This window comes from Paenibacillus senegalimassiliensis, assembly GCF_001486585.1.
In the GTDB taxonomy this organism is placed as follows: Bacteria; Bacillota; Bacilli; order Paenibacillales; family Paenibacillaceae; genus Fontibacillus; species Fontibacillus senegalimassiliensis.
This window is the reverse complement of the sequence record NZ_LN909046.1, coordinates 832,510-852,201: the sequence shown is the minus strand read 5'-3', so window position 1 is coordinate 852,201 and position 19,692 is coordinate 832,510. Positions and strand designations below refer to the sequence as shown.

17 protein-coding genes and 1 riboswitch are annotated in these 19,692 nt (G+C 51.8%); of the genes, 2 read left to right on the top strand and 15 right to left on the bottom strand.

Features of this window, described 5'->3' with window-relative positions:
- Positions 1 to 32: 32 nt before the first annotated feature.
- The 14 genes from BN3279_RS18015 to lepB form a co-directional block, all read right to left on the bottom strand.
- Positions 33 to 2,762 (bottom strand): S-layer homology domain-containing protein, encoded by a 2,730-nt coding sequence (locus BN3279_RS18015; protein ID WP_059052654.1) that lies wholly within the window; start codon positions 2,760 to 2,762, stop codon positions 33 to 35.
- Between the two features lie 141 nt (positions 2,763 to 2,903).
- On the bottom strand, positions 2,904 to 3,485 hold the full coding sequence (locus BN3279_RS18010) for a GerMN domain-containing protein (protein WP_059052651.1): 582 nt from the start codon (positions 3,483 to 3,485) through the stop codon (positions 2,904 to 2,906).
- A gap of 26 nt (positions 3,486 to 3,511) precedes the next feature.
- Positions 3,512 to 4,903, bottom strand: coding sequence for an N-acetylmuramoyl-L-alanine amidase family protein (locus BN3279_RS18005; protein ID WP_059052649.1), 1,392 nt, complete (start codon positions 4,901 to 4,903; stop codon positions 3,512 to 3,514).
- Positions 4,904 to 5,149: 246 nt separating this feature from the next.
- Positions 5,150 to 5,761, bottom strand: coding sequence for a GerMN domain-containing protein (locus BN3279_RS18000; protein ID WP_059052648.1), 612 nt, complete (start codon positions 5,759 to 5,761; stop codon positions 5,150 to 5,152).
- A 34-nt stretch (positions 5,762 to 5,795) separates the two neighbouring features.
- A complete protein-coding gene (locus BN3279_RS17995) occupies positions 5,796 to 7,271 on the bottom strand; it encodes an N-acetylmuramoyl-L-alanine amidase family protein (RefSeq protein WP_316245762.1) in 1,476 nt (491 codons plus the stop codon).
- A gap of 460 nt (positions 7,272 to 7,731) precedes the next feature.
- Positions 7,732 to 8,331 carry a 3-isopropylmalate dehydratase small subunit gene (leuD, locus tag BN3279_RS17990; RefSeq protein WP_059052644.1) on the bottom strand — a complete coding sequence of 200 codons (600 nt, stop codon included), beginning with the start codon at positions 8,329 to 8,331 and terminating at the stop codon, positions 7,732 to 7,734.
- Between the two features lie 26 nt (positions 8,332 to 8,357).
- The gene (gene leuC / locus BN3279_RS17985) at positions 8,358 to 9,785 is read right to left on the bottom strand and encodes a 3-isopropylmalate dehydratase large subunit (RefSeq protein WP_059052642.1); all 1,428 of its coding nucleotides are present in this window, start codon (positions 9,783 to 9,785) and stop codon (positions 8,358 to 8,360) included.
- 449 nt (positions 9,786 to 10,234) lie between these two features.
- Entirely contained in the window at positions 10,235 to 11,167 is a 933-nt protein-coding gene (locus tag BN3279_RS17980) for an AEC family transporter (protein ID WP_059052640.1), read from the bottom strand.
- Between the two features lie 153 nt (positions 11,168 to 11,320).
- Entirely contained in the window at positions 11,321 to 12,448 is a 1,128-nt protein-coding gene (gene thiO, locus BN3279_RS17975; protein WP_059052638.1) for a glycine oxidase ThiO, read from the bottom strand.
- 43 nt (positions 12,449 to 12,491) lie between these two features.
- Positions 12,492 to 13,313 (bottom strand): thiazole synthase, encoded by an 822-nt coding sequence (locus tag BN3279_RS17970; protein ID WP_059052636.1) that lies wholly within the window; start codon positions 13,311 to 13,313, stop codon positions 12,492 to 12,494.
- 5 nt (positions 13,314 to 13,318) lie between these two features.
- Complete coding sequence (gene thiS, locus BN3279_RS17965) at positions 13,319 to 13,519, bottom strand: sulfur carrier protein ThiS (RefSeq protein WP_059052634.1); 201 nt, start codon at positions 13,517 to 13,519, stop codon at positions 13,319 to 13,321.
- A gap of 5 nt (positions 13,520 to 13,524) precedes the next feature.
- Positions 13,525 to 14,151, bottom strand: coding sequence for a thiamine phosphate synthase (thiE, locus tag BN3279_RS17960; RefSeq protein WP_059054527.1), 627 nt, complete (start codon positions 14,149 to 14,151; stop codon positions 13,525 to 13,527).
- A 33-nt stretch (positions 14,152 to 14,184) separates the two neighbouring features.
- Complete coding sequence (locus tag BN3279_RS17955) at positions 14,185 to 15,279, bottom strand: ThiF family adenylyltransferase (protein ID WP_082673117.1); 1,095 nt, start codon at positions 15,277 to 15,279, stop codon at positions 14,185 to 14,187.
- 111 nt (positions 15,280 to 15,390) lie between these two features.
- Positions 15,391 to 15,501: riboswitch (TPP riboswitch) on the bottom strand.
- Between the two features lie 71 nt (positions 15,502 to 15,572).
- Positions 15,573 to 16,133 (bottom strand): signal peptidase I, encoded by a 561-nt coding sequence (gene lepB, locus BN3279_RS17950; RefSeq protein ID WP_059052632.1) that lies wholly within the window; start codon positions 16,131 to 16,133, stop codon positions 15,573 to 15,575.
- Positions 16,134 to 16,315: 182 nt separating this feature from the next.
- Between lepB and BN3279_RS17945 the strand changes: the two genes are divergently transcribed.
- Positions 16,316 to 17,239, top strand: coding sequence for a LysR family transcriptional regulator (locus BN3279_RS17945; protein ID WP_059052629.1), 924 nt, complete (start codon positions 16,316 to 16,318; stop codon positions 17,237 to 17,239).
- Here the strand turns inward: BN3279_RS17945 and BN3279_RS17940 are convergent.
- A complete protein-coding gene (locus tag BN3279_RS17940; RefSeq protein WP_059052628.1) occupies positions 17,227 to 18,045 on the bottom strand; it encodes a carbon-nitrogen family hydrolase in 819 nt (272 codons plus the stop codon). The two genes, BN3279_RS17945 and BN3279_RS17940, sit on opposite strands and share 13 nt — an antisense overlap.
- A 530-nt stretch (positions 18,046 to 18,575) precedes the next feature.
- Here BN3279_RS17940 and proB point away from each other — a divergent pair.
- Positions 18,576 to 19,682, top strand: a complete 1,107-nt coding sequence (gene proB / locus BN3279_RS17935; protein WP_059052626.1) for a glutamate 5-kinase — start codon at positions 18,576 to 18,578, stop codon at positions 19,680 to 19,682.
- The last annotated feature ends 10 nt before the right edge of the window (positions 19,683 to 19,692 follow it).

The window sequence follows — 19,692 nt, the reverse complement described above, 5'->3', positions numbered from 1 at the left end:
CCGCATCAAGACGGTTGAATTCACGAAAATGATTATTGCTTTTCCACTTCAACCAACTTGTCCCCGTTGAAATACAAAACAATTTTATCACTTTCTTGTAGCGATTGCACGGATAATGTCGTGTCACCTTGGTGAATATACGTATCGCCCGTAACTACGAAACGATATTTATTGTCCGAGATGCTTGAGCGGTAGACGATAATCTCCTTGCTAACACCGTCATAGCGTGTAAATTTACGTTCTTGCGACTCCAGCACCTTCACAACCACCGCATTATTTGTATCCTTACGAACTTCAACACGATCGTTTACCGTTAGTGAATTGATAGTCGTGCTGACTTCTGTTCCCCGCTGTACCTTCACACCATTAGCCAGAGAATATGTCTCGGTTGCTCCCGCAAACGATTTGATCGTCAAGGTCGAACCATCCACCTGTTGCACCTGACCCAATGTCAATTTAACAACCTGAACAGAGGTTGCCGTTTGACCGTTAAATGTAACGTTAATGGTCTGGCCAGCCTGCAGATCGCTCACGCGAATCGCTCCACCATTCTCGCCTAGCAGCACAGCCTGATTTACATAGAAGTCACTGGTGGTTTTGTCCGATGTAACCCGAATGCGGCCATTCGAGGTATTCACCGATGTAATTTCGAATTGAATTGCCGTCTTCACCGCCAACGTTTGCAAGGCATCCTGATTGGCGCTTAGCATAGCCACAACCGAATCGCCTACCTTGATGTCCGATAAGGAAGCGCTGGCCTTACCATAAAGGATAATCGATGGAGATGTTGCTTGATAAGGAATTTCCACGGTCTTCCCGTCAGCCAGTTGAATAGTAATTCGCTTGGCGCTCGTATTGGCAGACACGAACGTGCCTTCATACTTGTAAGTGACTTCAAGATTCACTACACGCGAACCTACCACCGTCAAGTCGATTCTGCGTCCTTTGGAAAGTACGGCTTCCAGCCCTGAAAGTGTAGGGGCCGTAGAATTATAGGAATACTTCGTCTTGGAGTCAATGACAAATACGTACGGCTTCTCCGCCGAATCGACCACAGTCAGAGCCTTGGTCTTCGCATCGTAGTTGAGAACTGTGGCGCTGGTAAGCAACTCGGATTGACGTCCAGTCACGACAATCTTGGTGATTTCATCATCAGGGTTCAGAGTCAATTCGACCTTGTCCCCACCACTCGCATCGGTAATCAAATCATCGAGCGTTGCATCCAGAATCCCGTTAATTTCCACCGTAACATTTTTGGCTATCCGCTTGATTTCATCGCGGCCGCTAGGATTGGTATAGCTCAGCAACGTGTCTCCAGACAGGTCAAGCAGCGTACCTGTAACCGTCCGCTCAGTGGCCTGGGTTACTTCCAGACGAGTCAGCACGCTGTTAGTCACTCTATAGCTAACCGTTGCTCCTTCACTCACCTCACCCATCTGACTCAAGACTTGGCCTTGATAGAGCAAGGTAGTGTCGCTATCATACTTAAATGTTTCTTCAGCTCCGTTAGTCGCCTTGATGGTGACCGTCTTCCCGGTAAGATCCACCTTGGCTACCGTCCCATCGCCGGTCTTGTTCACTAATGCAGATTCCACCTGTACAATAATCGGCTTCTTCTCTGAGGTGAATGTCTCACGTTGTACAATGACCGTACTTTCAGGGGTAAGGTCCTGAGCCTTGATCGCATTGCCGTTCTGGTCGAGGAAGGCGGTATTGCTATCATACTCATACGTTACGGGAGCATTATTGACCAGCAGCAACAATTGATTGCCGAGTACCCGTAATAGCGTTCCTTCCACCTTCTCAAGTTGCTGCTCCGCATCAACGACCTCTACGTAAGCCGCAGCGCCCACTTTATCCACTGCTAACACCTTGGTGTACAGTTGCAAAGCGTTTTGTGTCGTGCGCGTCTCCGAATCTTTGGTGAAATATGCAGTACGGCTATCAAGGGTAAAGCTCTTTACCTGGCCGTCCGTATATAACGTAAGCTTGTTGCCTGTCAATTCGGTCACGATGCCTTCATAGGCATTCGCGTAACCGGCATTGTAATGATCGCCTCCACGGCTGAAGAAAGTAGCGATTTGAGCTCGGGTCACCTTACCCAGTGGATCAAATCGGTTGCCTTCAACCCCCTTGGTCAGATTGAGTTGAACAGCTACATTCACATAACCGCGGGCATTAGCAGAGATGCTTGTCTGATCGGCAAAGCCTGTTGACATCGTTGCCGAAGCCTTGGCTTCCGCATCCTTGCCTAGCGCCCGTACGATGATCTTGGCTACCCACTCCCGCGAAGCCTGTTGCTCGCCCCATGATTCATTATCTTTGGTAGCCGCAATCTCTTCATTCTTATCCAGCAGATTCTTGGACAGCGCAAGCTCCAGGTAAGGCTTGAAATAGTTGCCCACCTTAATCTCTTCCGGAGCCCCTGAGCCATCCCCCAATTGGGAATCCAGATTCATGAAGCGTACAGCCATCGTAATAGCTTCCTGGCGAGTAACACTGTCACCAGGACGGAACTTCCCGGCATCGCCCAGAATGATTCCTTCCGCTGCCAGCTTGTATATATGCTTCTCCGCCCAAAATCCGTTCTGTACATCGCTGAACAGAGGAACCGAAGCGATATTTTGCGAAATGTTGTTGTTAACTGTCGTTTCGTCAGCAAAAGCTGCCGTACCGACACCGCCGAGGCACAAGGCCGTTACTAACATGGTTGAAACCGCTCTTTGTGTGCTGCGTTTAAAAGTACGTTGATATGATGCCATCAAATTCTCCCTTTCTACAAAAAAGATCTCTATAAGAGGTTGTTCAAAAAATCGTCTTCCCAAGACGTCCTGAGAATTCAAGTTTTTGAACGCACTTATTACCATGTTCGACGGCAGGCAGGCAAGTTCCTCCCTAATGGCTTAATTTCTTGTTATCGGATGCTCCAATTCGACATGTCCCATCAGAGTATCGACCTGCTGTCCATCAACAAGCAACTCGATAGCCTCGACCTCGCTGAATTGAAATAGCGTATTCCGAAGCGCATCAAGGGCGAGCGCTTCTCCGCCTGCACCTAGCCGTGCCTCGTCAGGTAATGACAGGTCCACGGTCAGTATTTCCCCCTTTAGCTCTGCCTTGTGAAATTCGGCTTTGCCCCATAACGGCAATAGCTGAGAGTCACTACTATCCTGCAGTGCCTTTAAAGCCTCCAGATATTTATCCTCATCCGCTTGAAACGTAATTTCACGGCTCACCTTGGTCAAATCCAACATCTGCTCGTCCGTAAAATAAACCTCAATCGAAGCAGATTGTTGATCTGGCTTGTCCACGTTACCAGCTCCTTGGGCCGGATCTGTGACCTGTGGATCGGTTACCCCGCTTCCCTGATTTGTCCCGGCGTTCCCCGCTCCTGCCTCCGGAGAGGCGCCGGGCTTTTGACCACAGCCGGTGCTAAGCACTAGCACTAGCACAAGTACGCCCAAGATCATTCCCTTTCTGTTCACGGCTTGCTTCCTCCTTCATCCAGCACTCAGTTGTAACCGAGATATTCTTTGATGCCATCTGCAATGCCCCGTGCAGCCTTCTCCCGGAATTCCTTGGTCGCCAGCAACGCATCATCGTCCTTGTTACTCAGATATCCGCATTCCAGCAGTACGGCAGGCATGCTTGTCTCCCGCGTCACATGCAAGCTTTGCGTACGGATCTTACGATCTGGCGATCCGGTGGCTTCCACCAAATGTTCATGCATGACTTGGGCCAGGTTCAAACTTTCCTTCCGGGTGTAATAGGTCTCAATACCGCGCGCGGTAGCAGAGCCTGCATTCGCATGGACAGATATGAAGATATCCGCCTTAGCGTTCTCTGCAATCTTCACCCGTTCAGGCAGCGTAGGATAGGAATCATCGTTACGAGTTAATACGACTTCGATGTCCGTCTCCTGCTCCAGCAGCTTCTGCACCATTAACACCACGGCCAGATTAAAGTCCTTCTCCCGTTTTTGGGTCACACTAAGAGCTCCCGGGTCACTGCCGCCATGCCCTGCATCCAGCACGACCGTCTTCTTGCCGTCATCTGCCCCTGCACCAGGGTCCACATTCAAATGCACAATAATAAGTCCGTCGTCTTCATTAATCAGTTGGTAGTTAACTTTGTTATTCAAATCCAGCACAACCCGGATGGTAGATGGGCTGTTGCTAAACAAGGCATATCTCACCTTGGAGACATCAGGATAATCTGTCACTTCAATTGACCCGCTCTGATTGGCGTCCAATCCATGACCGTCCGTCAGTGTCCCGGCAAATTGTGCTTGAGGCAAATCGATGACAAGACGTTCAGGCTCCCCCATCGTAAAAATGCTCGGGTTCACATTCTTGTCGACTGCGATCATCAAGCTGTTGTTGCTAAAGGTAATTCCTTGAACGGTTGCCAGCCCATTGTCTGCTGGCGGAGTCTCCGTTCCCGGCTGTCCTGTTCCGCTGTCTGGAACCGGAGTTTTCAGATAAGCGGATTTGGACGTGTTGTCCCAGCTCACCTTCAGCCCCATTTGTTCCCCGACAAAACGCATAGGCACCAGTGTTGTGTCCTTAGTAAGCATCGGAGCAATTGGTAACTTTACTTCATTACCGTTGACCGAAGCCAACGTCTTGTCGACGGTTAGAATAAGCGTTGTACCCGATTGCTTTATGGTTACCGTGCCCGTCTTTTTCTCCCAGTTGACTTGAAACCCTAGCTCCTCCGCGACGACACGAATTGGAATCATCACATTTCCATTCACATTTTGTACTTGTCCGTTCTTGGGTAACGCAAGCGCTTTCCCGTCCAGATAAATACTTGTACTACCCGCCGCTGCATGTCCCATTTGCGCAAACGCAAACAGCAACATCCACGCAAACATGAGCGTCGCCAATCCTTTTTTCTTCATCTGTCACCCCTACCATCCTCAATTTTTTGACTCATGACGCCGAACCAATTCCTTCCTGACTTCGACATCATCAGACGACATATTAGACGTGCCTTCCTGTAAAAAGTTGCGAAATTATGCCATTATTCGTTCAGTTTCATCCTGATTGTCTCTCCGCAATTCCCCCTTCTTCCTAACTGAAAAATAAAAAAATGCTCGCTTCATCAGCACGATGAAGCGAGCATTTTATAATTATGTCTTATTGTTTTATCTTGTCATAGGGTGCTCCAGATCGGCGTGACCCATCAGTGATTCAACCTGCTCACCGTCTACAGTCAATTCAATCTGTTTCACTTCTTCAAATTGGAACATGGTTTGCTTCAGCGCTTCAATCGCCAACGCCTCCCCACCTGCTCCCAGACGGGACTCGGCGGGAAGCTGAACATCCAATAGCAATTGCCCATCCGCTTCCGTATAGTTCACACTGCCCAGAACGACTTTCTCCCACAGAGACAACATGCCATCCTCTGCCGTTTGCAGTGCTTTAAAGGCTGACTCGTATTTGGAATGCTCGTCCGACACCTCAATCTCCCGGCTTGCCTGCTTAAGCTCCATTAATTCATTATCGGTGAAGTACACCTCAATGGTCTGCTTGCTTGGAGTGACCACTTCTTCCTTTGTATCTTCCGTCCCCTTGTTCTCAGGACTATTGTTCTCGGAATCATTGTTTGCCGGTTCAATCTGCTGTGCACCGCCGCCTTGAATCTCGGTGTTTGTTCCGCTTCCATTCCCTGCCGGGGCAGCCGTGGGCTTATTACCGCAACCCGCAGCAACTCCCAACAATACTATCAAGGCTAGTAACATTCCTATCTTTTTCATTCTGCTCCCCCCTATCATTTCGTCTCTTCTCATATTATAACCCAAAATACTCCTTGATGCCCGCTACGATGCCCTCGGCTACCCGTTGCTGGAAAGCTTCGGTGTACATCAAGGCCTCGTCATTCTTGTTGCTGAGATATCCTGCCTCCAGCAAAACAGCCGGCATCAAGGTCTCCCGCGTCACGTGCAGGCTACTGTATCTGACCTTGCGATCCGTCAGACCTGTAGCGTCCACCAAATGCCGATGCATGATATCGGCCAGCGGAATACTTTCCTCTCGGGTATAATACGTTTCTGAACCGCTGGGGTTGCTTGGGGGATCAATACTGTTCCCATGGATGGAAACGAAGACATCCGCTCCCAAATCATTGGCAATCTTCACCCGCTCCTGCAAAGACATCGTAACATCCGTGGCCCGCGTTAATACAAAATCGATATTTGGCTCCTGCTGAAGCAAGGCTTCTACCTTCAAAGCCACCGCTAGAGTAAAGTCCTTCTCCGGCTTCTTCGTAAGGCTGATAGCCCCTGGCTGTGTGCCTCCGTGGCCCGCATCAATGACGACCACCGGCTTGCCGTCCAGTCCGAGGCCATACCCCGGCGCCGCGTTATCTGCGGTCAATTCCACAGTCACAAGCCCACTTCCGTCATTATTCACGTGGTACTGCATCTTATGATTGAGGTCAACAACAATCCGCACCGTTGACGGATCTGTGCTGAACAAGGAATAGCGTACCTTAGATACATCCGGATATTCCAGCACCGTCAGTTCTCCCTGGCCAGTCTCATCCAACGGAAAATTATTATCAAAATGCTCGGCATAAGCCGCATTCGGGATATCCACCACAAGTCGATCCGGTCCTGTCATCGTGAACACATTAGGGGTCACCTTACCAGATACTGCGAACATCAGCCGATTCTCGCTGAAGCTGATTCCTTGAATCAATGCCAATTCAGAAAAATCGCCCCCATCGGTGCTGCCAGAGTCCGGGGAAGACGTATCGCCATCCTTTCCGCCAGGCTGCTCTACAGGTACAGTTACAGGCTGGTCCTCCTCAGGACTTGGGCTGCTCGTCCCCGGGACCACCTCACTGGATTCTCCGCTGTCAGGATGATTCAGGTAAGCCGATTTCGTCACGTTATCCCAACTGACCTCTAGCCCCATCTGCTCACTAACGAAACGAAGCGGAACCAGCGTGCGCTCATTTTTCAGTATAGGAGCCGCGTCCAGTTCAACCTTCTCGCCGTCAACAAGCCCTGTGGCCTGCCCTACAACCAGCTTGAGTTCAGTATCGTCTTGCTTAATAGTGGCTGTGCCGCTCGTCTTCTCCCAGGCTACCTCGAAGCCGAGTCCTTCGGCCACTACACGAAGCGGAACCATAACCTTGCCACTAACCAGACCTGCCTCGGCACCGGCTGGCTGCTCCAGAGCCAGACCATCCAGATAAATATGCGTCTGCGCCGCTGCAACCGCTTCCCTTGCTGCTGTCGGAAATACGATCGAACATATCATTACAAACAAGATCAAGCTGAGCTTCTTCATCAATTAATCCCTACCCCATCCTCATAATTTGCCGGATCAACAACTCACTGACGGACGAATACATCACATCGACTTACAGAGGTTGTTCAAAAAGTCGTCTTCCCAAGACGAAGTTGTTCAAGGAGTGGATTCGACATCGAATCTTGAATTCACCCGGGACTTCCGGTGCTCACGTACCCAATACATACGCTCCGCTCCCCAGTCCCTAGCTTCATCCAACCTTCTTGGTCCTGTAAACCCGACTTTTTGAACACACACTTATACATTTAATTCTCATCAAAAAACGCCAATAATCCCAGAACGTTGCTAATTACTTCCATAGTACCAGAAAAAACACCTGTCTGATAGACTTATATTTTCATAGAATGACAAAAAAAGCCCCCGGCCCATAATAGCCGGGAGCAAGCCTAAGTCGAATTAAAAATGCTACTTATGCAAGGCGGGCAGATCTCTTACTCTCATAAGCCGAGATCAAGTCCTCATGTTGCAGCGTCAACCCGATATCATCCAAACCCTGCAGCAAGAACTGCCGGCGGTGCTCATCCAGATCAAAGCTGAGGTTCAGGCCATGCTCATCCGTAATCGTCTTCTGCTCCAAATCAATCGTCAGCTTGTAGCCCGGATGATTGGCTGTCCGTTGGAACAAATCCTCTACCTGCTCCTCCGACAACTTGATAGGCAAGATGCCGTTCTTGAAGCAGTTATTGTAGAAAATATCAGCGTAAGACGGCGCGATAACGCAGCGAAAACCATAGTCCAGAATTGCCCAAGGGGCATGTTCCCGTGATGAGCCGCAGCCGAAGTTCACCCGTGAGATCAGGACGGAAGCTCCTTCGTAGCGTGATTTATTCAATTCGAATTCAGGATTGACGTTCCCTTTGGTATCAAAGCGCCACTCGTAGAATAAAAATTGTCCAAACCCGGTACGCTCAATGCGCTTCAAAAATTGTTTAGGTATAATTGCATCGGTATCAACGTTCACACGGTCCACCGGACCGACAATCCCCGTATGCTTCACAAATGCTTCCATGATCGTTCTCCCCTTCTTCGCCTAGATTAGCTTACGACTTCGTCTCTGACATCCCATTCGCGGACATCTACGAAGCGGCCCTTAATCGCCGCTGCTGCCGCCATCGCCGGGGAGACCAGATGGGTTCTTCCGCCGCGTCCTTGACGACCTTCAAAGTTCCGATTAGAAGTCGAAGCGCAACGTTGTCCCGGCTCAAGAACGTCGGGGTTCATAGCCAGGCACATGCTGCATCCCGCTTCCCGCCATTCGAAGCCCGCTTCCGTAAACACCTTATCCAAGCCTTCCTTCTCCGCTTGCAGCTTAACCCGTCCTGAACCTGGAACGACAATAGCCGTTACCTTGCTCGATACCTTGTGACCCTTGGCCACCTCGGCGGCTGCACGCAAGTCCTCAATCCGTCCGTTGGTGCAAGAACCGATAAACACATAATCGATTTCGATCTCTGTGATGGACGTCCCGGGAGTCAAACCCATATATTCCAAGGCCTTCTCAGCAGCCTTACGCTCGTTTTCACTCTCAAAGTCAGCCGGATTGGGTACCTTGGCATCAATGCCTGTTCCCATACCAGGGCTGGTTCCCCAAGTAACCTGCGGAATCAACGAATCCACATCGAATTCCACGACCCAATCATAAACAGCGCCTTCATCCGATACAAGACCCTTCCATTCAGCAACGGCCTGCTCGAACGCATCTCCTTGAGGCACATGCTGACGACCGCGCAAATACTCGAACGTGGTATCATCAGGAGCGATCAAACCTGCTCTTGCTCCGCCTTCAATAGACATGTTGCATACGGTCATCCGCTCTTCCATGGACAATTCCTGAATAGCTTCACCCGTGTACTCAATAACATAACCGGTGGCAAAGTCGGTGCCGTACTTGGCAATGACGCCCAGGATCATGTCTTTTGCCGTCACACCCGGCTTGCGCTTACCAACAAAACGCACTTCCAGCGTCTTCGCCTTGGCTTGCTGCAAACATTGGGTAGCCAGCACGTGCTCAACCTCACTCGTACCGATTCCGAAGGCCAATGCTCCAAACGCACCATGCGTCGAAGTATGGCTGTCGCCACAGACGATGGTTTTGCCCGGATGAGTCAAGCCCAATTCCGGCCCCATTACGTGGACAACCCCTTGGTCAATCGTATCCAGGTCGTACAGCGTCACGCCAAACTCATTGCAGTTATTGGAAAGCGTGTCGATCTGTTGCTTGGAGATCGGATCAGTGATGTTGTAACGGTCTTTGGTTGGGACGTTGTGATCCATCGTCGCGAACGTCAATTCCGGACGGCGAACCTTGCGACCGCTCAGACGCAAGCCTTCGAATGCTTGCGGAGAAGTCACCTCATGTACAAGATGCAAATCGATGTACAGAATGCTCGGCTTGCCTTCTTCCTGAAAAATAACGTGATTGTCCCAAATTTTCTCATACATTGTTCTTTTGTTGTTGCTCATTTCATTCACCCCACACAAGGATTCGAACTATTTCTCAAAGCGCAAATCAGGACTTCAAACCCAGCCCATTCGGCCTTGAATACTGAGACCAATATAACATGACGGTGTTAATTGCTCCAAGATATAATATCTATAATAGTAATAGGAAATACCTATAAGTAAGAGAATGTTCAAAAAGTCGGCTTCCCAGAACGAAGCTATTCTAGGAGTAAATTCGACATCGAATCTTGAATTCAGCCGGGCCTAGCATATGCTTCCGTAGTATGTTTCTTGCAGAAACATTTCAGTTGCTCACGTATCTATGCTTCCGAAGTCGTTTTCTCCGAAAACGTGTAGCTCCGCTACTCAGTCCCTGACTTCATCCAACTCAAGCGTTTTGAAAAAACGCACATCGGAAGCATAAGCTTCGGTCCTGCGAACCCGAATTTTTGAACACGCACTATAACAACCTATGGGACTGGATTCACCAGCGCCAGCAACACCGGCAGGGCAACAAACGAAGCCAGCGTCGTCCAGACGATACAGCGGGAGACAAGGCCCGGTGCGGCATCGAAGCGTTCCGCAAGCACGACAGCATTCACAGCCACGGGCATAGAAGCCAGGATCAGCAGGACGGAGAATAAGGTTCCGGTAATTCCGAGCATCAACAGTCCCGCGCAAGCCGCAAGCGGTGCGATTACCATCCTGATAATAATTCCCATCCAGAAAGCCGGCGGCTTAACCTCTTTGACTTCCGGACGACCCACCTTGATCATTTGCGCCCCAAGTACGGCCAGGACGACCGGTGAATAGGCTGCCGCTACCATAGATATGCCCTGCTCCAGCTCCGTAGGTAAATGAAGACCGCTGATCTTCAGCAGTGACGCCCCTATTGCAGCATATATCGCCGGGAGAGTAAAGACAGACCGAACCGCATTTCTTACGGAGAACCGGGAGCGGGTCGCAAAGTATACCCCTACCGTATTCACGATAATCATCTGCGTCACCACGTAAACAGTAGCCTTATCAAGTCCCAGTTGGCCGAAAGCGAGCAGTATGAGCGGGAGTCCATAATTGGCGCTGTTAGTTAGCGTCGAGATCAGAGTTAATCCGGCTGTCTCTGCCTGTCCCAGTCTTCCAATGGCAGCAAATAGTTTGGCAATTGCCCACATAATTAACAGATTCACAAATGCGAAGGTGATGGTAGCGTACATCTCATCCAAGGAGATACGGGCATTTCGCAAAGTATCAAAAATAATGGCCGGGCTAAGCACGTACAAATATAAGGTTAGGAGCGGCTTGGTATCCCACTGGAGGAAACGCGCCAGCAGCGCCCCCGCTATCACTGGAATCGATAAAGGCACAATGACTTGAAATAAGGTAGATATGACGGTTTGCAGCATAGCCTGCTCTTCCTCCACTCGCTTTGATGTCTATCTAATCGCTCTCCATATTGTAACGTCCCTGGGTTCCTCTCGTCCAAGATTAGAAAGCAATATCATTAATAGACATAGCCTATACCATACTCTCGACACGGGCGCGTAAGAAGACGTGACTCAGCGTGCAATAGCGCCGAACCGGTCTGGCCGGAACGCCTGCTGCCACCCCGGCAACGGGCGACCTTCCACGCAGTCCGCAGCCACCTTGGCGGTAACCGGGCTGAGCAATATGCCGTTGCGGTAATGCCCTGCTGCGAAGAGCACACGCTCTGCCCGTTCCAGACGGCCGATCAGAGGTCGACCGTCAAGCGTTGCCGGGCGCAGGCCAGCCCAGCGGTGGAACGGTTCCTTGCCGCCCAGCTCCGGCAGCATGTTCTTGTTCCACCGCAACAGCCGCTGAATACCTCGCTCCGTCACGCTTGTATCGAAGCCGGCAACATCCTCAGAGGCGCCGCAGACCAAGGTCCCGTTCGCTTTCTGTACCAGATACCCCTGGCTGCCGAATACCATATGACGCAGCGGCGTTTGTTCTTCAGCCCATGTATAGGCGCAAATCTGTCCGCGGATGGGCTGCACTGGAATTCGCAGACCAAGCCGGTCAGACAATTCTCCCGCCCAGGCACCAGTGCAGACCAGAACCTGCTCCGCCGCAAACACCTCGCCGCCACGCGAGCGTACTTCGACCCGCGGCTCCCAGGCCGCCAATTCTAGCGCACCAAGCTCATCATGAATGATCACCCCGCTACGCAAGCAGGCTTCTCTTAGTGCCGCCACAAAGTCCGGCGCATAAATATGGCTCTCCTCAGGCGTCCACAGCGCCGCCTTCACCTCGCTTGACAGCCCGGGCTCCATGCTTCGCAACTCTGCCCCGCGCAGAATCGCGCCGCTAGATCCATGCTGACGCTGCCAGTCAAGCCGGCTCTCCAGCGCCAGTAAATCTGCCTCGTGGTATGCAGCGTAGAGACTCCCACATTCCGTATACTCGAACTCCATGCCCGACATTCCTCGCACTAGGCGCTGCCAGGACGGATACAGTTCCAGGCTTTCACGGCACAGCATAAAGAACTCGTCTGGCGCCTCCGGATTCTCGGAATATGGTGCCAGCATACCCGCTGCTGCACCGGAGGCCTGTCCACCACAGGCACCAGTCTCAAGCAGCGTAACCACCGTCCCCCGCCGACGCAGCTCCAGAGCGCATGACAGCCCGATAATGCCACCACCCATTACAATCAAAGAATTGTTCATTCCGTCTCCCTTCCCGGATGCGCAATATCACGATCGACCCTGCTTATTTCACCACGAGCGCATCCAGACCACTGCTGGCCGATGCATAGCGTTTTCTCGGGGCCCGGCCCGACAAATACGCGAGCCGGCCGCTCTCGATAGCCAGCCTCATAGCAAACGCCATATTGACCGGATCTTTTGCTTTGGCAACAGGCGTATTCATAAGCACAGCGGCTGCGCCCAGTTCCATAGCCAATGCCGCTTCGCTTGCCGTGCCAAGTCCGGCATCCACAATCACCGGAATATTTGCCTCTTCGGCGATCAAGCCGATATTGTACGGGTTCAGGATGCCCAAACCTGTGCCAATCGGCGCGCCGCCTGGCATAATCGCAGCCGCGCCCGCCGCTTCCAGCTTGCGGCAAATCACAGGATCATCGGAAATATACGGCAGCACGGTAAATCCCTCTTTAACCAGTATCTCTGTAGCCCGAAGCGTCTCGATTGGATCGGGCAGTAATGTACGCTCGTCGGCGCTGATCTCCACCTTGATCCAGTCACTCAGACCCGACGCCCGCGCAAGCCGCGCGATACGCACCGCCTCTTCCGCTGTCCGCGAACCTGAAGTATTGGGCAGAAATTGATAAGCGTCCAATTCGATATGCTGAAGAATAGAATCGTCCTCGGCCGATTCCAGATCAACCCGCCGGATTGCAAATGTCAGTACCTCCGCGCCAGATACGCGAATAGCTTCCGTCTGCACGAACGGATTGGGGAACAATCCTGTGCCAAGCAAAAAACGCGACGTCATCTCCCGATCCCCGATGCGCCAGGTATCTCCTCCGCTTGTGACAACACCTGCCAACTCCTGATCGCTTTTTCCGCTCATACTCCTCATCCCCCTCCCACAAAATGAACCAACTCAATGCTCATCCCCGGCTCGGTTGCCGTATCCGCCCATCGCTCCAACGTCAGCACCTCGCCGTTCACCTCCGCCACCACCGGACGCCCTTCAAGTCCAAGCAGTCTGACGACGTCCTCAACCGTGGACGCATCAAGCTCCCGCTTGCTACCGTTGATGATCAACTCTTTCATCTGTATCACCCTTTCCCTTGGTCCAGCTTTTGAATAAAGCTTCGACACACGTCCGCTACGTCGTCGCTGCCGACGAGTTCGCTAATGGCACATACCCGCGTCGCTCCTGCTTGAATGACCTCATCCACATTGCCAAGCTTGATACCGCCAATCGCCACAAATGGAATCGTAATTTGCTGCGACACGGCGCGAATATAGTCCAGCCCCACCGGGGCTACCACGTCTGCTTTAGTCTGCGTTGCGTAAATCGGGCCCACTCCTATATAATCCGCTCCCTGCTTTTGTGCCAACAGCGCCTCTTCAATCGCGTGGGTCGAGATGCCAATTATCCGATTCCCGACCTTGCGCCGCGCTTCTTCCAGCGACAGATCGCCTTGACCCAGATGCACCCCATCCGCGTCTACTTCCAGCGCGAGCTCAACATCATCGTTTACGATAAATGGCACGGCGTACCGTCTCGTCAGTTCTCTAAGTGCTTGGGCTTTACGCAGCCGTTCTGTCCGCGCCCCCGTTTTGTCGCGAAACTGAACAATATCGGCGCCTCCCACGATGGCCTGCTCCATGACCTGGACCAAATCACGCCCTGGATGAAAGTTCTCTCCGGTAATCACATATAATCGAAAGTCCCTCATACTCTCTCGTCCCTTCTTTGTTTTCCGCATTCCTCATCCTCCAATATACCGAGCATAAATCGTCCGGGCTCTGGCCGGATCAGCCGTTCCTTGCACCAATACACGCCCGTCAGCGAACAGCACAAGCCGCTCGCCTTCCGGCAAGAAACCGCGTAGCAAGTAGGGATTCATCTTAAGGTTGGGCATCGCCTTTTCCAGCTTCTGCGCCCAGACGTGCAGATCGAACGGCGGGTGTCCAGCAATCTGGACGGAATCACGCCCGCAGAGGGAAATTGTTGCTTCCCCTTCCCGTTCCAACGCCGGATATTTGTTCAGTCCGCAGCATGGACAATTGTCCCGTGGCTGGCCCAGCTTCAGCATATGCTGGTGGTTATTCCATACGTCGAAGGAGATCAGGCTGTCGCGCCTCGCCTTGTCGTCCCCAATGAGGTACTTTAGTGCCTCGGCCGACTGATACGAAGCGACCAAGTCCACAACAGGCGAGATGACGCCCACTGTATCACAGGTTTCCCCGCCGGAATCAGCAGACGGGATCAGGCAGCGCAGGCACGGGGTCAGACCCGGTACAAATATGGCGCTCATACCGCGAGAACCGACCGCCCCACCGTAAACGAACGCAATCCCTTCATGGTAGCAGGCGTCATTTAATAGAAACCGGGTTTGAAAATTATCTGTCCCGTCCAGCACCAAATCAGTGTTCTCAATGAACTCCAGTACATTGGCTGGCGTGACATCGGCCATAATGGCTTCAATCGATACCGATGAATTGATACGCTTTAGCTTACGCTCGGCCGCGATGACTTTCGGAAGCGCCAAATCGGCGTCTTCTTCGTCATACAGCATCTGCCGCTGCAGGTTGCTGCGCTCCACGTAATCACGATCGACGATACGTACCTTTCCAACGCCTGCTCGGACCATATGATTCGCCAGCACCGTGCCGAGGGCGCCCATGCCGATGATGGACACGGAGCGCTCGGCAAGCTTATGCTGTCCTTGCGTCCCGATCGGCGCGAACAATATTTGCCGCGAATAACGTTCGTCCGCGGCACCCGAAATATACACATTGCTCCCTGCACTTGCCACCACTGTCTGCGCTTCGTTCACGGTGCGTTCAGCTTTCACTTTCATTCACGCCTCCTTGCTCCAGGGCGATGCTGACCAAGCTTCGCAGTCTAATTGTCTCGTTCTGCACCTCGTTAACGATACAAAAAAGCCATCCGAGAATACACGAATGGCTTGAACAATTCGAATGAGGTTCTCTACGCCAGCATTACCTGGATCAGATTAACGGTCCGAAGACACAAGGCCTTCATCTCAGCCGGACTTCATCCAGCACCCGCATTCTTATTTAGTTTGAATTCAGCATAACGAATAGCTTAAAAAATCGCAACAGTTGATACTAAAGCTATGCCATGACCAATTTAGAAAGAATCGATTCCCATAACATGATCGAGTGGCACCGGACCGATGCTGCGGCTATCATTGCTGTTGTTCCGGTTATCTCCCATTACAAACACATGTTGATCGGGAATTTCCCAGATTTGCGGAGCCGCACCAGTGTCCATCGCTTCTTTAATATAAGTTTCCTGAAGCTGTTCACCATTGCGGTATACTTGTCCGTCCTTGACCTCAATGGTATCCCCCGGCAAACCGATGACTCGTTTCACATAGAAAACATCGTGATCTTTGCCAGACATCCAGGTAATAATCGGATGTTCCTTAACATCATCCAGGAAGGTGCGATCTCGCTCCACTCGGCTATCAATAATGACGATATCGCCGAATTTAGGCGCCTTCTCTAGTACGTGGGCGAACTTCCAGGCATATATCCGCTGTTTGTCGCTGAGGGTGGGCTCCATCGAATGCCCGTCTACTTTATAAGGTTGGATAATAAAAATACCGATAATCATGCTAAGCACAAAGCCAAGTACAATGGATATGCCCCAGCCGCCAATTTCTCTCCACCATTTGTTCTTCTTCAAACCGACGTCCTCCAAGCCTTTGTTGTTTGACCTTATTATACCGGGTAAGAAGGCATCAAGACAAATGCATCTGATTTCCCCTATTAAATATGTTATGCTTATAGGTATATGCTATAAGATGAAGCTCAAAAAAGAGACAGCTCAAAAAGTTATTCTCGGAGAAAAATAAAGGGGTTATTGTCATGGAATTACGCCAGCTTCAATATACTTTGCAAATTGCCGAAGAGAAAAATTTCTCCCGGGCAGCGGACAAACTGCATATCGCCCAGCCCTCGCTCAGCCAGCAGCTATCCAAGTTAGAGCAGGAGCTTGGGGTCAAGCTCTTTCAGCGCAATACAAGCACCGTGGAATTAACCTATGCCGGCGCCAGCTTCATTGAGCACGCGCAGAGAATTATGGATGCCGTTGCCGAACTGCGTCAGGAGATGGATGATATCTCCCAATTACGCGCCGGACGCGTTGTCATCGGGAGCATGCCAATCACGGGCTCTCATCTGCTACCCTATGTGCTGCCCGCTTTCAAGCAGAATTACCCCGATATCCGAGTAACCCTGCTGGAAGACACCTCACTCAATCTGGAGAAGCTTACCGCCGGCGGAAGCACGGACCTGAGCCTCTTATCCTTGCCATTACAGGAACCAACGCTCTCCTACGTCCCCATTGGCGAAGAGATTATCGATTTGGCCGTACCGCCGGATCACCGGCTAACAAACATCCCTGGCATTAGGGAACAAGGCGTCCCGCTGGAGGAATTAAGAGACGAAGCATTCATCGTACTCAAAAAAGGCCAGGGCTTTCGCAAACTTACCGTCGATCTGTGCCGTAGCGCCGGATTTGAGCCAAATGTAGTATTTGAAAGCAACAATATGGAGACGGTGCAATCCCTCGTGGCCGCAGGCATGGGGATTACCCTGGTGCCACGCTTTATTGCTCGGGCGAAGCGCAGTGAATTGATACCGTCCTATCTTCCACTAACCCAGCCCGTTCCTAGCCGCACCCTCGTCATTGCGTATCGCAAGGGAAGATATTTATCCAAGGCCGCCGAAGCATTCATCGATACTTTCAAAGCCACGATGGAACAGCGGGAATCGCTCTATAATTCGTAAGTTGCCGGACAGCGGTCAGTAAAAACAGGAATGCTGCTGCGCACCTGCTCCACCAGCGACAGATCGATAACCCCGCGAACGACCGCCTCGTCCTCCCCACCTTCGGCGATGATTTCACCCCAGGGGTCGATGATGAGGGAGTGCCCGAAGAAATCATTCTGGCCACTCGGACCCGTCCGGTTGCAAGCAATGACGTACATCTGATTCTCAATGGCCCGGGCCATCAGCAGTGTTCGCCAATGATTCAGCCGGGGATGAGGCCATTCGGCCGGAACGAACAGTACCTTCGCTCCCTTCAAGGCCAAGGTCCGTGCAAGCTCCGGGAAGCGGATGTCGTAACAAATAGCGGCGCCGGCAAGTGTACCGTCCATCTTGAAGATCACGTTTTCCTCACCCGGGTGCAGATGCTTCTCCTCCTCCATTAAACGGAACAGATGGATTTTGGAATAGCGACCGATGTTTTCACCCAAGCGGTTGAAGACATACATCGTATTGTACATGCGTTCTCCCCGCCGCTCGGCAATGGACCCACCCACGATATGAACACTATGGCGGCGGGCAAATGCTGATAACCAGGCTCGGCTATCCCGCCCGTCAGGATCAGCCAATTGCTCCAGATCAGCGAGCGCATATCCTGTGTTCCACATCTCCGGCAGAACAAGAACATCCGGCTTCTCCGAAGCCGACATCGCAAGCTCCATTGCTTGCTCCAGATGTTCCCTGTTAAGCTCTGGCTGACCCAGGGCAATATCGCTTTGAATTAGCGCAATCTGCCAATTCATGCCTTGCTTCACTACGTTCCCCATGTTTTTCCCCGTCCCTTCGCTATGGCTTTGCTAACATCATAGGTGGAGTTCGCAGCTTCCGCAACCTATCCGAGGTTGTTCAAAAACTCGTCTTCCCAGAACGAAGCGGCTCAAGGAGTAAATTCGACGTCGAATATCCGTATGCCCCGACGGGACTAAATTCTTTGCGTCTTTCCTTTGCAATGGCGCCGAACGCGTGGTATTCTAGCATTAATTAATTTCGTTTATATGAGTCCAAACGCAAAGACGGGACCAGTAAGAAAGATAGCAGCGCAAAGAGAGTAAATTCCACCGGCTGAGAGAATTTACATGCTTGCCCTTTCCGAACCCTACCCCCGAGCGGCCGGCTTCCAAGCCGGACAGCGCCCCTGTTAACGGGCATTCGAGTCGGATGAGAACCTCATCAATTAAGGTGGTACCGCGGAAGTCATACTTTCGTCCTTTGCATGCAAAGGCGGAAGTTTTTTTGTTTTTTGCGAACAACCTCCAAAGGACAGACATCATCTAACCAAGTTGTAGGAGTGATTACCATGCTGCGTCGCATCGTTGTCAAAATTGGAAGCAGTTCACTGACTTCATCGGAAGGAGCGTTGAACCGAAACGCCGTGGCTTATTTTGCCGCTGAGCTTGCCAAGCTGATACAAAGCGGCTATCAACCGTTGCTCGTATCCTCGGGAGCCGTTGCTGCCGGCTTCCGCGAGATCGGTTACCCCGAACGTCCAAAGCTGCTGCATGAGAAGCAGGCCGCGGCCGCCGTCGGGCAGGCCCTTCTGATGCAGGCCTATCGGGAAGAACTTGCCAAGCACGGTATATCGGGGGCGCAAGTGCTGCTCACCCGAGCCGATTTCCAGAACCGCAAGCGGACTGGTAATGCCAGCATGGCCATCGAGGAGCTGTTACAGCGAAACGTGCTGCCCATCATTAATGAGAACGATACCGTCTCCCTCGACGAGTTGAAGTTCGGGGACAACGATACCCTCTCCGCACTCGTCGCCAACCTGATTCGGGCCGATCAACTGCTGATTCTTACGGATATGCCTGGCTTGTACACCAGCGATCCCCGCAAAGACCCTGCGGCAACACGGATTAGTCATGTTCCGGAAATTACAGGCGAGATCTATGCCATTGCCGGAGGGGCAGGCTCATCGGTGGGCACAGGTGGCATGCGTTCCAAAATCGATGCGGCCAAAATCGCCTCGATCGGCGGCATTCCCATCTTCGTTGGCCGGATTGCCCAGTCAGGCGATTTGCTGGCTGCCCTGCTCGGCAACGGACAAGGGACTTACTTTGAAGCACATGGAGCTGCCATTCCGCGGAAGAAGCAATGGTTAGGCTTCTTCTCTATCCCAATCGGCACATTAACTATTGATGCTGGAGCAGAGGAAGCCATGATTCATGGGGGATGTAGCTTGCTGCCGGTAGGAGTGAAGGCTGCCCAAGGACACTTCCATACAGGTGACGTCGTTGAGGTGGTGAATCTGGAGGGTGAGGTACTGGGACGAGGCATCGTGAACTATGATACGGAACAGCTTCTTGGCATCCTGGGACTGCCCAGTGCAGAAGTGGTCAAGAAGATGGAAGTCGTTCACCGCTTGGAGGTCATTCATCGGGATGAATGGATTTCATTGAAATCCTGAATACATTAGA

Bases quoted from the DNA above. Each gene is read 5' to 3' on its own strand.
- BN3279_RS18015 (WP_059052654.1), bottom strand. From the start codon at position 2,762: ATGGCATCATATCAACGTACTTTTAAACGCAGCACACAAAGAGCGGTT.
- BN3279_RS18005 (WP_059052649.1), bottom strand. From the start codon at position 4,903: ATGAAGAAAAAAGGATTGGCGACGCTCATGTTTGCGTGGATGTTGCTG.
- BN3279_RS18000 (WP_059052648.1), bottom strand. From the start codon at position 5,761: ATGAAAAAGATAGGAATGTTACTAGCCTTGATAGTATTGTTGGGAGTT.
- BN3279_RS17995 (WP_316245762.1), bottom strand. From the start codon at position 7,271: ATGATATGTTCGATCGTATTTCCGACAGCAGCAAGGGAAGCGGTTGCA.
- leuD (WP_059052644.1), bottom strand. From the start codon at position 8,331: ATGGAAGCATTTGTGAAGCATACGGGGATTGTCGGTCCGGTGGACCGT.
- leuC (WP_059052642.1), bottom strand. From the start codon at position 9,785: ATGAGCAACAACAAAAGAACAATGTATGAGAAAATTTGGGACAATCAC.
- BN3279_RS17980 (WP_059052640.1), bottom strand. From the start codon at position 11,167: ATGCTGCAAACCGTCATATCTACCTTATTTCAAGTCATTGTGCCTTTA.
- thiO (WP_059052638.1), bottom strand. From the start codon at position 12,448: ATGAACAATTCTTTGATTGTAATGGGTGGTGGCATTATCGGGCTGTCA.
- BN3279_RS17970 (WP_059052636.1), bottom strand. From the start codon at position 13,313: ATGAGCGGAAAAAGCGATCAGGAGTTGGCAGGTGTTGTCACAAGCGGA.
- thiS (WP_059052634.1), bottom strand. From the start codon at position 13,519: ATGAAAGAGTTGATCATCAACGGTAGCAAGCGGGAGCTTGATGCGTCC.
- thiE (WP_059054527.1), bottom strand. From the start codon at position 14,151: ATGAGGGACTTTCGATTATATGTGATTACCGGAGAGAACTTTCATCCA.
- BN3279_RS17955 (WP_082673117.1), bottom strand. From the start codon at position 15,279: ATGAAAGTGAAAGCTGAACGCACCGTGAACGAAGCGCAGACAGTGGTG.
- BN3279_RS17945 (WP_059052629.1), top strand. From the start codon at position 16,316: ATGGAATTACGCCAGCTTCAATATACTTTGCAAATTGCCGAAGAGAAA.
- BN3279_RS17940 (WP_059052628.1), bottom strand. From the start codon at position 18,045: ATGGGGAACGTAGTGAAGCAAGGCATGAATTGGCAGATTGCGCTAATT.
- proB (WP_059052626.1), top strand. From the start codon at position 18,576: ATGCTGCGTCGCATCGTTGTCAAAATTGGAAGCAGTTCACTGACTTCA.